Source organism: Brachybacterium sp. AOP42-C2-15, from assembly GCF_052377065.1.
Taxonomy (GTDB): domain Bacteria; phylum Actinomycetota; class Actinomycetes; order Actinomycetales; family Dermabacteraceae; genus Brachybacterium.
On the sequence record NZ_JBQSWK010000013.1, the window covers coordinates 59102 to 70433 of the forward strand.

Here is an 11332-nt window from a genome sequence, read left to right on the forward strand (position 1 = left end):
CTCGGCCACTGCTGACTCCCGGAAGGAACCCTCCCCAATGCCCGCACGCTCCTCCAAGCCCCGCCCCCTGTCCACGGTGCTCATCGCCAACCGTGGAGAGATCGCGGTGCGGGTCGCACGGGCCTGCCGGGACGCCGGGCTCCGCTCCGTCGCCGTCTACGCCGATCCCGACCGTGACGCTCTGCACACGCAGATCGCTGACGAGGCCTACGCGCTGGGCGGCAGCACCGCCGCCAGCTCCTACCTGGTCGTCGACAAGATCCTGGACATCGCGAAGCGCTCCGGCGCCGACGCGGTCCATCCCGGCTACGGCTTCCTCTCCGAGCGCGCCGATTTCGCGCAGGCGGTGATCGACGCCGGGCTGACCTGGATCGGCCCGCCCCCCTCCGCCATCGAGAAGCTCGGCGACAAGGTCTCCGCCCGGCACATCGCGCAGAAGGCCGGGGCTCCGCTGGTCGCCGGTACCAAGGACCCGGTGCAGAACTCCGACGAAGTCGTCGACTTCGCCCGCGAGCACGGCCTGCCGATCGCGATCAAAGCAGCATTCGGCGGCGGCGGGCGCGGGCTGAAGGTGGCGCGCGAGGAGTCCGAGGTGCGCGAGCTGTTCGACTCGGCAGTGCGTGAGGCCGTCTCCGCCTTCGGCCGCGGGGAGTGCTTCGTCGAGCGCTTCCTGGACTCCCCCCGCCACGTCGAGACCCAGTGCCTGGCGGACATGCACGGCAACGTCCAGGTGGTCTCCACCCGTGACTGCTCGCTGCAGCGCCGCCACCAGAAGCTGGTCGAGGAAGCACCTGCGCCGTTCCTCAGCGACCAGCAGAATGCCCAGCTGATCTCCTCCTCGAAGGCGATCATGCGGGAGGCGGGCTATGTCGGTGCCGGCACCTGCGAGTTCCTGGTCGGCAAGGACGGCACCATCTCCTTCCTCGAGGTCAACACCCGGCTCCAGGTCGAGCATCCGGTGACCGAGGAGATCGCAGGCGTGGATCTGGTGCGCGAGCAGCTGCGCATCGCCGCGGGCGAGCGCATCAGCGACCAGGATCCTGTGGTGCGCGGGCACTCCTTCGAGTTCCGGATCAACGGCGAGGACCCGGGCCGCGGCTTCATGCCGGCTCCCGGCAGGATCCAGCGCTTCGACGCGCCCTCGGGCCCGGGCGTCCGGGTCGAGACGGGGGTCCGTACCGGGGACGAGGTCTCCGGTGCCTTCGACTCGATGCTGGCCAAGCTCATCGTCACCGGAGCCACCCGCCAGGAGGCGCTCGAGCGCTCCCGCCGCGCGCTCGCGGAGTTCACGATCGAAGGGATTCCGACGGTCCTCCCCTTCCACCGCAAGGTGGTCGAGGACCCGGCCTTCGCTCCCGAGGATCCCGAGCAGGCCTTCACCGTGCACACCACCTGGATCGAGTCCGCCTTCGACAACGATCTGCCGGCCGCACCGCTGCCCACTCAGCCTGAGGAGGCGGAGGATCGCGAGGCCGTGGTGGTCGAGGTCGACGGGCGCCGGGTCGAAATCAGCCTTCCCGCTTCGCTGCGTGCACCGCAGGCAGCGGTGCGCCAGCGTCGCAAGCGTCAGCACCGGGCTTCCGGTGACGGCACCGCTGCCAGCGGCAACAGCGTCTCCGCGCCGATGCAGGGGACGATCGTGAAGGTCGTCGCCGAGGAGGGGCAGACGGTCTCCGACGGCGATCTGCTCGTGGTGCTCGAGGCCATGAAGATGGAGCAGCCCATCTCCGCGCACCGCTCCGGCGTCGTCAAGGGTCTGAATGCGGAGATCGGCGCCACGGTCTCGGCAGGCGCCGTGCTCTGCCAGATCGACGACTGACACCCCCACCCCGCGCAGTCCACCGCTGCCCGCGAGTCATGAGCGCCCTGCTTCCGTCGGTGGAAGCAGGGCGCTCGTGACTCTGGGGCAGCTCAGGCCCCGGCTGACTCGGGGGCAGTTCAGCCCTCGGCGTCGAGCAGCCGCTGCCGGGCCACCTCGGCCAGGGAGCCGGTGAGCGAGGGATAGACGGTGAACGTGCCGGCGACCTGTTCGGCGGTGAGCCGGTGGGCGACGGCGAGGGTGTAGGGCAGGATCAGCTCGCTGGCCCGCGGCGCGACGACGACCGCGCCGACCACGGTGTGGGAGCCGGGACGCACGATCAGCTTCACGAACCCCTCCGTGATCCCCTGCATCTTCGCCCGTGGGTTGGTGTCCAGACCCAGCACCAGCACTTCCCCGGCCGTCTCTCCGCTGAGCACCTCCTGCTCGCTGACCCCGACCACCGCGATCTCGGGGCTCGTGAAGATGGCCGAGGAGACCTGGGCCGCGATCAGCGGGGAGACCGCGTCTCCCAGGGCGTGATGCATCGCGATCCGGCCCTGCATCGCGGCGACGGAGGCGAGCGGGTACACGCCGGTGCAGTCCCCGGCGGCGTAGATCCCCCGCACCGAGGTGCGGGAGACGCGGTCGGTCTCGATGTGGCCGGAGTCCTTCACCCGCACCCCAGCCGTCCACAGTCCCAGGTCTGCGGTCCAGGGGATCCCTCCGAGGGCCATCAGCACATGGCTGCCAGAGATCTCCTCGCCGGAGGTGAGGGTGACGAGGACCCCGTCATCCGTGCGCCGCGCGGTGGCGGCTCGCGAGCGGGAACGAACGGTGACGCCGCGACGTGCGAAGGCTCCCTCCAGCACGTCGGCGGCGTCCGCGTCGCTGCCGGGCAGCACCTTCTCTCGGGAGGAGACCAGGGTGACCTTGGTGCCCAGCGCCCGATAGGCGCTGGCGAACTCGGCGCCGGTGACCCCTGAGCCGACCACGATCAGGTGCTCGGGCAGGCAGTCCAGCTCGTACAGCTGGGTCCAGTTCAGGATCCGTTCGCCGTCGCACGGGGCGCTGTCGAGCTCTCGTGGCCGGGCGCCGACGGCCAGCAGGATCACCTCGGCCTCGTGCTGCGCGATCCGCTTCCCGGCGGGGTCGAGGACCTCGATCCGGTCCGGGCCGTCCAGGCGGCCGCGCCCCTCGACGATCGTCACCCCGGCCTCCTGCAGGCTCGCGCGGATGTCGGCGGACTGGGCCGCGGCGAGATCGCGGACGCGCCGGTTGACGGCCGCGAGGTCGACGTTCAGGGTGTGGGCTGTGGGTGCGGCACCGGTGTCGGCATCGCGGATGCCCAGCTGCTGGGAGCCGGCGACCTGGTCGAGGACGTCGGCGGTAGCGATGAGCGTCTTGGACGGCACCACATCGGTGAGGACTGCGGCACCGCCGATGCCTCGCTCCTCCACCAGGAGGGTCTCGGCCCCGTGCCGGGCGGCGGTGAGGGCGGCTTCGTAGCCACCGGGGCCGCCGCCGATGATCACCACCCGGGGCCGCCCCCCGGTGTGGGGAAGACGTCGAGGGTCGGAAGGCAGGGCTGTGCTGGGGTCGCTCACCCCGCCATTGTGGCAAAGCCGGGGCCGGTCAGGGGCCGGTTCGAGCTCAACCGAGCATGAGAACACCGGAACACGGCAGTGCGCAACCGTGTCTCGCCTCCGGGACCGGCTGCGGTGCCCCGCGACCCGCTTCTCTGCGCTACCTTCTGTCCATGACTGCTTCTGCATCCGATCCGTATCTGCTCGCCCGCGACGCCGCCGCTGCCATCGCCGAGGCCAGCGGGGTCCCCGCCCACGATCTCGCGCTGGTGCTCGGGTCCGGCTGGGCCGAGGCCGCCGATCTGCTCGGCGAGACCGTCTGGCAGGGCGACGCCACCACCATTCCCGGGTTCCGGCCGCCCGCGGTCGCCGGTCACGTCGGCACGCTGCGTTCGGTGCGCGTCGAGGGCACCGGGGCCCGTGCTCTGGTGCTCGGAGCGCGCACGCACTTCTACGAGGGCGCAGGCGTGGACGCCGTGGTCCACGGTGTCCGCACCGCAGCCGCGACCGGCGCCCGCACCATGGTGCTGACCAACGGCTGCGGCGGCATCGATCCCTCCTGGACTCCCGGCACCCCGGTGCTGATCCGGGACCAGATCAACTTCACCGGGTCCACTCCCCTGGTGGGCGCGAACTTCGTGGATCTCACTGACCTCTACACGCCGGCGCTGCGCGAGATCGCCCGCGAGGTCGACGAGAGCCTCGCTGAGGGCGTGTACATGCAGTTCTCCGGCCCGAGCTACGAGACTCCGGCGGAGGTGCAGATGGCCAAGGCCATCGGCGCGAACCTGGTGGGCATGTCCACCGCGCTCGAGGCGATCGCCGTGCGCGAGGCAGGGATGGATCTGCTCGGGATCTCCCTGGTCACCAACCTCGCCGCCGGGATCAGCGGCGAGGCCCTGAGCCACCAGGAGGTGCTCGAGGCGGGCCGTGACGCCGGCCCGCGCATCTCGCAGCTGCTGGCAGAGACGGTGCGCCGCATCACCGGCGCTGCGGGCGAGACCGGCGCGACGAGCGGGTCCGGCGGCGCGGCATGAGCTTCGACGCCGACCTGCGCCTGCGGGTCAAGGCGTGGATCCAGGACGATCCTGATCCCGCGACACGCGCAGCGCTCTCGAGCCTGCTGGAGCAGGCGGGAGCCGGCAGCGAGATGGCGCAGGACGAGCTCGCCGACGCCTTCGCCGGGGATCTCCAGTTCGGCACAGCCGGGCTGCGAGGGCGGATGGCGCCGGGCCCGAACCGGATGAACCTCGCGGTGGTCTCCCGTGCCGCCCGCGGGCTCGCCGACCACCTGCTCGATGATCTCGAGCTTCCGCAGCCGCTGGTGGTGATCGGCTACGACGCCCGCCACAACTCCGAGAACTTCGCACGCCGTTCCGCCGCGATCATGGTCGCCGCCGGCTGCCGGGTGCAGCTGCTGGAGCGCTTCGGCCCCACCCCGCTGGTGGCCTTCGCGGTGCGGCATCTGGAGGCCGACGCCGGCATCGTGGTCACCGCCTCCCACAATCCCCCGGCGGACAACGGCTACAAGGTCTATCTCGGGGGTCGCGCCGCCGAGCCCGACGGCCGTGGCGTGCAGATCGTGCCGCCGTCGGATGCCCAGATCGCCGCGCGCATCGCGGCCGTCGGCCCCGTGCCCGGGATACCGGTCGCCGAGTCCGGCTGGGAGCTGCTGGGCGAGCAGCTGCGCGAGGACTATCTCGCGGCGATCTGCGCGCTCCCCTCGACCAGCGGGCCCCGCGAGGTGCGGATCGTGCACACGGCGATGCATGGCGTGGGCACGGAGATCGCGCTGGCGGCGCTGCATCGCACCGGGTTCACCGAGGTGCATCCGGTCGCGAAGCAGGCCGATCCCGATCCCGACTTCCCCACCGTCGCCTTCCCGAACCCCGAGGAGCCCGGCGCGATCGATCTCGCACTCGAGCTGGCCCGCACCCTCGAGGCCGATGTGGTGATCGCCAATGATCCCGATGCCGACCGCTGCGCCGCCGCGGTGCTCGATCCGCACCTGGAGGACTGGCGAATGCTCACTGGCGATGAGCTGGGGGTGCTGCTGGGCGACCACCTGGTGCGCCGGCACGGCTACGGCGGCGTGCTGGCGCGCTCGATCGTCTCGAGCCGTTGGCTGGGCAGGGTCGCCGAGGCGGCAGGCCTGGAGGCTGCGGCGACGCTGACCGGGTTCAAGTGGATCACCCGGGCGCCAGGGATCGCCTACGGCTATGAGGAGGCGATCGGCTACTGCGTGCTGCCGGAGGTGGTGCGTGACAAGGACGGGCTCTCGGCGGCGCTGATGGTCGCGGAGATGGCGGCGCTGGCGAAGGCCGAGGGCACCACACTGGTCGGTCGGCTCGACCAACTCGCTGCAGAGCATGGCCTGTATTCGACCGCGCAGCTGTCGATCCGGGTCGAGGACCTATCGCTGATCGGCGCGATGATGGAGCGGCTGCGGGCTGCTCCGCCCGCGGCGCTGCTGGGCTCACCGGTGCTCGAGAACCAGGACCTCTCCCAGGGGTCGCTGGAGTCCACCGGCCTGCCGCCGACGGAGGGCGTGCTGCTGCTCAGCGAGGACGACACCCGGGTGGTGGTGCGACCCTCCGGGACCGAGCCGAAGCTCAAGTGCTATCTCGAGCTGGTCACGAACGTCCCCGACGGGGCCACCGCTGCGGAGATCGGAGAGATCCGACGCCGGGCCGGGGAGCGGCTGGAGCAGCTGAAGGACGAGCTGCGCCTGGTGCTCGGCGCCGTCTGAGCAGACCCGGCAGACTCTCTCGGGCCGCAGCCCGGGCCGCCGCCGCGTTCATGGCGGGGCCCGGGCTCAAGGCTCCGGGACCGCCGCCGCGGGCGGGACCCGGGCTCAGAGCCCCTGGTCCCGCCCTCGGGCACGTGACCTACGGCGTGACCTGGCGGCGATGGCCAGACCTGGCGGCGAGGACGGCGACGAGGACTGCGATAAACAGCGCGACCGCGGTGATCACGCCGGCGTGCACCAGCAGCCACCCGACGGGGATGCCCATCACAGCGACGACCTCCGTGGTGGTGTAGGTGGGGATCACGTCCTCCGCCTCGGGATCGGCGGTGAAGGTGAAGTCGGTGGTGAAGGAGTCCGGTTCTCCGTGCACCTCGAACTCGGTCACCATGCGGTACTCCACCGCCCGCTCGTCGTTCTGGTCCACCTCGCCGAGGTCCTCCCCCACCAGTTCCCGCAGGGTCGCATCGGACCAGGTCCAGCCGTTGCTCGTGGGTGATCCGATCCACGGCAGGTTCACCTCCTGCTGCGATGCGGAGGAGTCGGCACGGCGCATGGCCATCTCCCCGAGCACGAAGAGGTGCACCGTCTGGGAGGTCTCCGCCGCTTGGGAGAAGCGCATCGGGTAGACCAGCTGCTCTGCCTCGAAGTCGAAGCGCAGCGGTTCCACATCGCCGCTGAGCACGGCGTCGGCCGCGTAGCGGACGGCGGTGAAGGTCCATCCGTCCGCAGCATAGGGGTGGATCAGGGCCGAGAGCTCCTCGGACAGGGCGTAGCCGTTGTCCGTGAGCCAGCTGCGCACCCCGTCGGCTTCCCCGCCGAGCACCGCCACCTCGTAGTTGCCGATCCGCTCCTGGGAGTGGACGGTGGGCTGCACCCCTTGGGTCATGCCTTCGCCTGGCGCACCCCCGCCCGCTCCCGCACCGAACGGGTTCCCGCCCCAGAAGTCGTACTCGATCACCTCACGGGGCGCGGTCGCGACCGCCATCTCCCGCAGGGTCCCGGACTGGGCGGCGCTGACCTCGGGCACCGACGGAGTGGGCATCAACAATGTCGAGCCGACGCGTTCGGCGTCGAGCGCGAGGCCCATCACGATCGTCTCCACGCCATCACGCAAGGAGAGCACCGCGGTCTCCTTCATGACGTTGGCGCCGTCGGGCCTGTCCGCCGGGTCGACGAAGCCGCCGCAGGCGCAGGCCGCGGCCGGGGACGCAGCCCCGAGGACCAGCTGCGCCAGGAGCAGGGCGCCCGCGAGCAGACCGCAGAACCAGCGGCGCGAGTTCCGGCCGGTCGCGAGCGCCGCGCTCATCCCTCAGTACCCCGATCCGGCGCCGCCCTCGAGGATCGCCCTCGAGGAGGACAGCCCCAGCCGGCTGGCGCCGGCGGCGACCATCGTCTCAGCGGCCTCACGGGTGCGGATCCCGCCGGAGGCCTTGACCCCCAGCCTCTCGCCGACGGTGCTGCGCATGAGCTGCACGGCGTGCTCGGTCGCGCCCCCGGCGGGATGGAAGCCGGTGGAGGTCTTCACGAAGTCGGCACCGGCGCTCTCGGCGGCCCCGCAGACGGCGACGATCTGCTCATCGGTGAGCGCGGCGGACTCGATGATCACCTTGAGCACCACCGGAGCCGGGGCGGCTTCGCGCACGGCACGGATCTCCTGCTCGACGGCAGCGAACTCGCCCGCCCGGGCGAGCCCGACGTTGATCACCATGTCGACCTCGTCGGCGCCCTTCGCCGCGGAGTCGGCGGCCTCAGCGGCCTTCACGGAAGGGGCGTGCTGCCCCGACGGGAAGCCGCACACGGTGGCGACCTTGACGGTGGTCTCGAGCGGGAGCATCGAGGGTGAGACGCAGATGGAGTAGGTGCCCAGCTCCTCCGCCTCGCGCAGCAGCGCGGCGACATCCTCCGTCGTGGCCTCGGGCTTGAGCAGAGTGTGGTCGATGAGACCGGCGAGGGTCTGGTTGTCGATGTTGGTCATGCGCTGATCTTGGCAGACCACCCCTGCCCGCCGCATCCGGGACGGCGACGATCCGGTCACGATGGGCCCCCGCCCGTTCTCCGCCGCCCTGGTCGGTCCCGGCTTCGCAAGGCGTCCCGACGCACCGGGATCTGGTCACGATGGGGCACCGCCCGTGAGGTGCGCGCGCGGCCCGGCCTTTAGACTGGCGCGCTGTGACTGCTCCTGGATCTCGTCCCCGCCCGCCCCGGCGCATCGTCCTGCTCGCCGGCCCCTCGGGCAGCGGGAAGGGCGAGCTCTCGCGCCGCTCGGGACTGCCGGTGCTCGCGCTGGACGAGTTCTACCACGACCTCGACGAGCCTGGTCTGCCGCGCCGCTACGGGATCGTGGACTGGGATGATCCGGCGTCGTGGAACGGCGGGGCCGCGCTCGAGGCGCTCACCGCCCTCGCCCACGACGGGAGCACCGAGGTGCCCGTCTACTCGATCGCCGCGTCGCGTCGCCTGGACACCCGCCGGCTCGATGCCGGGGACGCCCCGCTGATCATCGCCGAGGGCATCTTCGCCGCGGAGCTCATCGGGCCGCTGTCCGCGGCGGGGCTGCTGGCCGACGCGCTGGTGCTCGAGCGTCCCACCCCGGTGGTGTTCGCGCTGCGCCTGGCACGGGATCTGAAGGAGCGGCGCAAGCCGCCGCACACACTGCTGCGGCGCGGCTGGTCGCTGGCTCGCGAGCAGAGCACCGACATCGCGCGCTGGAGAGCGGCGGGGATGCGCCCCGAGGGGCTCCACCGCGGCACCCGCTGGCTCCATCACCTCACCGCCTGCGCGGAGGCGGAGCAGCATCAGCATCCGAGCACCCCGCGCCACGATCTGCTGAGGATCACCGCGGTCTGCTTCCTGCGCGAGGGGGCGGAGGGCCCACAGGTGCTGGCGGTGCGCAAACGAGGCACCGGCTCGTACATGCAGGTCGGCGGCAAGCTCGAGGTCGGAGAGTCCGCACTCGAGGCGGCGGTGAGGGAGGTCGATGAGGAGCTGGGCGTGCAGCTCGCGGAGACCGATCTGGCACTGCTGGGCGATTTCGAGGCGGTCGCGGCCAATGAGCCGAACACGATGGTGCACGCCACCGTCTGGACCACCCGCGTGCCCCTCCCGGGGCCGCTCGCGGTGCGCGCCGAACTCGCCGACCACCGGTGGGTGGATGTCGAGGAGCCGGGGACCGGGGCGCGCCTGGCCCCGCTGATGGTCCAGCACATCCTGCCCGCCCTGCGCGCTCTCTGACGCGCGCTTCGCGGCTCGGACATGCGCCAACGCCGGCGCTCTTGGGGAGCACCGGCGCCGGTCACGCCTCGCCGCGTCACCTCAGGCGATGCGGTCCTTCACAATCCTGCGCGCCGGAACCGACGTCCCGGGAGCGGCGAGCGTCCAGGACCCGGTGATCGACTCGACGGCGCGGGGCATCCGCTCAGCGGTGTCGGTGTGCAGACGGGCGAGGACGTCCCCCGCCTTCACCTCGTCACCGATGTGCGCGGCGATCTCGACCCCGGCTGCGGCCTGCACGGCCTCGCCCGGGCGGGAACGGCCGGCGCCGAGCCGCCAGGCCGCAACACCCACGCCCATCGCATCGAGCCCGGTGACCACGCCGTCCTCGGTGGCCCGGAACTCCTCGACGTGCTTCGCGACCGGCAGCGGGGCGTCGACGTCACCGCCCTGGGCGGAGATCATCGCGCGCCAGGAGTCCATGGCGCGGCCGTCGGCGAGCGCGGCCTCGACATCCGGATCGCGCACCCCGGCGGCCTCGAGCATCTCGCGGGCCAGGGCGCAGGTCAGCTCGACCACGTCGGCGGGTCCGCCGCCGGCGAGCACCTCGAGCGACTCGCGCACCTCGAGGCCGTTGCCGGCGGTGCGGCCCAGCGGCGCCGACATGTCCGTCAGCAGGGCGACCGTGCGCACTCCCGCGTCGGTGCCGAGAGCGACCATGGTGCTGGCGAGCTCACGGGCGTCGGCCTCGTCCTTCATGAACGCGCCGGCGCCGGTCTTCACATCCAGGGTGAGCGCGGCGGTGCCTTCGGCGATCTTCTTGGACATGATCGAGGAGGCGATCAGCGGGATCGCCTCGACGGTGCCGGTGATGTCGCGCAGGGCGTAGAGCTTCTTATCCGCCGGGGCGAGGCCGGAGCCGGCCGCGCAGATCACGGCGCCCACGCTCTCGAGCTGGCGCATCATCTGCTCGTTGCTGAGGTCCGCGCGCCAGCCCGGGATCGCCTCGAGCTTGTCGAGGGTGCCGCCGGTGTGGCCGAGGCCGCGGCCGGACAGCTGCGGCACTGCGACGCCGTAGGAGGCGACCAGGGGCGCCAGCGGCAGGGTGATCTTGTCCCCCACTCCGCCGGTGGAGTGCTTGTCGGTGGTGGGCTTCGAGAGCGCGGCGAAGTCCATCCGCTCGCCGCTGGCGATCATCGCGTGCGTCCAGCGGGCGATCTCGGCGCGCTCCATGCCGCGCAGGAAGATCGCCATCGCGAGCGCCGCCATCTGCTCCTCGGCGACCACACCGCGGGTGTAGGCGTCGACCACCCAGTCGATCTGGCCGTCGTCGAGGCGGCCCCCGTCTCGCTTGGTGTGGATCACATCAACCACGTCGAAGGGCTCGACGGCGGTCTGTGCAGGGTTCTTCACGGGGTTCTCGGTCATGGGTGCTCCTCGGGTCGGGTCGGGGGCCGCGGCGCTGCGCCTGCAGCCGTGCTGGGGCGCCCGGCGGTGGGTCGGATCGGGTCAGGACAGGAGGTCGGCGGGGCCGAAGGCCTGGGGCAGCACGGCGTCCATCCCGCGTGGTCCCTCCGGGGTGAGGATCACGAGGTCGGGGGCGGCGTGCTCCGAGAGCAGCTGTCGGCAGCGGCCGCAGGGCATGACCACCTGGCGCTCCTCGCGGGTGAGCTGCTCGTCGCCGCCGACGCAGACGAAGCGGCGCAGCCGTCCGCCGCCGCCCGCGATCAGCTCGCTGATCATCCCGCATTCCGCGCACAGGGTGACGCCGTAGCCGGCGTTCTCGACGTTGCAGCCGCGCACCAGGCGGCCGTCCTCGGTGAGGCCGGCCGCTCCCACCCGGAAGTGGGAGTACGGGGTGTAGGCGCGCTCGGCGATCTCCCGGGCCACGGCGAGCAGCTCGTCGAACTCGGCGTCGTCCGCGCTGGCATGGTCGCGCTCGGGGATCCCGCGCTGGGCGGGTTCGCTGTTGCTCATGCTGCCGATGCT

Annotated in this window: 9 protein-coding genes; 4 read left to right on the top strand and 5 right to left on the bottom strand. The window is 71.9% G+C overall.

Features of this window, described 5'->3' with window-relative positions; translation table 11 throughout:
- Nucleotides 1-37 precede the first annotated feature (37 nt).
- Complete coding sequence (locus ACT3SQ_RS09175; protein WP_441443329.1) at nucleotides 38-1819, top strand: acetyl/propionyl/methylcrotonyl-CoA carboxylase subunit alpha; 1782 nt, start codon at nucleotides 38-40, stop codon at nucleotides 1817-1819.
- A gap of 119 nt (nucleotides 1820-1938) precedes the next feature.
- On the opposite strand, the gene ACT3SQ_RS09180 is transcribed toward ACT3SQ_RS09175, so the two are convergent.
- Nucleotides 1939-3405 carry an NAD(P)H-quinone dehydrogenase gene (locus ACT3SQ_RS09180; RefSeq protein WP_441443330.1) on the bottom strand — a complete coding sequence of 489 codons (1467 nt, stop codon included), beginning with the start codon at nucleotides 3403-3405 and terminating at the stop codon, nucleotides 1939-1941.
- A 152-nt stretch (nucleotides 3406-3557) separates the two neighbouring features.
- On the opposite strand from ACT3SQ_RS09180, the gene ACT3SQ_RS09185 reads away from it, so the two are divergent.
- A complete protein-coding gene (locus tag ACT3SQ_RS09185) occupies nucleotides 3558-4421 on the top strand; it encodes a purine-nucleoside phosphorylase (RefSeq protein ID WP_441443331.1) in 864 nt (287 codons plus the stop codon).
- Nucleotides 4418-6133, top strand: a complete 1716-nt coding sequence (locus ACT3SQ_RS09190) for a phospho-sugar mutase (RefSeq protein ID WP_441443332.1) — start codon at nucleotides 4418-4420, stop codon at nucleotides 6131-6133. Before ACT3SQ_RS09185 ends, ACT3SQ_RS09190 begins: the two co-directional genes overlap by 4 nt.
- A 139-nt stretch (nucleotides 6134-6272) precedes the next feature.
- On the opposite strand, the gene ACT3SQ_RS09195 is transcribed toward ACT3SQ_RS09190, so the two are convergent.
- Together ACT3SQ_RS09195 and deoC are read right to left on the bottom strand one after the other, a co-directional pair.
- The gene (locus ACT3SQ_RS09195) at nucleotides 6273-7439 is read right to left on the bottom strand and encodes a DUF2330 domain-containing protein (protein ID WP_441443333.1); all 1167 of its coding nucleotides are present in this window, start codon (nucleotides 7437-7439) and stop codon (nucleotides 6273-6275) included.
- Between the two features lie 3 nt (nucleotides 7440-7442).
- The gene (deoC, locus tag ACT3SQ_RS09200) at nucleotides 7443-8108 is read right to left on the bottom strand and encodes a deoxyribose-phosphate aldolase (RefSeq protein ID WP_441443334.1); all 666 of its coding nucleotides are present in this window, start codon (nucleotides 8106-8108) and stop codon (nucleotides 7443-7445) included.
- Nucleotides 8109-8302: 194 nt separating this feature from the next.
- On the opposite strand from deoC, the gene ACT3SQ_RS09205 reads away from it, so the two are divergent.
- On the top strand, nucleotides 8303-9364 hold the full coding sequence (locus ACT3SQ_RS09205; RefSeq protein ID WP_442332143.1) for an NUDIX domain-containing protein: 1062 nt from the start codon (nucleotides 8303-8305) through the stop codon (nucleotides 9362-9364).
- 81 nt (nucleotides 9365-9445) lie between these two features.
- Here ACT3SQ_RS09205 and ACT3SQ_RS09210 read toward each other — a convergent pair whose 3' ends face one another.
- Nucleotides 9446-10771 carry a thymidine phosphorylase gene (locus ACT3SQ_RS09210; RefSeq protein WP_444598967.1) on the bottom strand — a complete coding sequence of 442 codons (1326 nt, stop codon included), beginning with the start codon at nucleotides 10769-10771 and terminating at the stop codon, nucleotides 9446-9448.
- An 81-nt stretch (nucleotides 10772-10852) separates the two neighbouring features.
- On the bottom strand, nucleotides 10853-11320 hold the full coding sequence (locus ACT3SQ_RS09215; protein ID WP_444502283.1) for a cytidine deaminase: 468 nt from the start codon (nucleotides 11318-11320) through the stop codon (nucleotides 10853-10855).
- Nucleotides 11321-11332 lie beyond the last annotated feature (12 nt).

Excerpts from the sequence above, each read along its gene's own strand:
- ACT3SQ_RS09195 (WP_441443333.1), bottom strand. The coding sequence starts at position 7,439 with ATGAGCGCGGCGCTCGCGACCGGCCGGAACTCGCGCCGCTGGTTCTGC.
- ACT3SQ_RS09185 (WP_441443331.1), top strand. The coding sequence starts at position 3,558 with ATGACTGCTTCTGCATCCGATCCGTATCTGCTCGCCCGCGACGCCGCC.
- deoC (WP_441443334.1), bottom strand. The coding sequence starts at position 8,108 with ATGACCAACATCGACAACCAGACCCTCGCCGGTCTCATCGACCACACT.
- ACT3SQ_RS09190 (WP_441443332.1), top strand. The coding sequence starts at position 4,418 with ATGAGCTTCGACGCCGACCTGCGCCTGCGGGTCAAGGCGTGGATCCAG.
- ACT3SQ_RS09210 (WP_444598967.1), bottom strand. The coding sequence starts at position 10,771 with ATGACCGAGAACCCCGTGAAGAACCCTGCACAGACCGCCGTCGAGCCC.
- ACT3SQ_RS09215 (WP_444502283.1), bottom strand. The coding sequence starts at position 11,320 with ATGAGCAACAGCGAACCCGCCCAGCGCGGGATCCCCGAGCGCGACCAT.
- ACT3SQ_RS09175 (WP_441443329.1), top strand. The coding sequence starts at position 38 with ATGCCCGCACGCTCCTCCAAGCCCCGCCCCCTGTCCACGGTGCTCATC.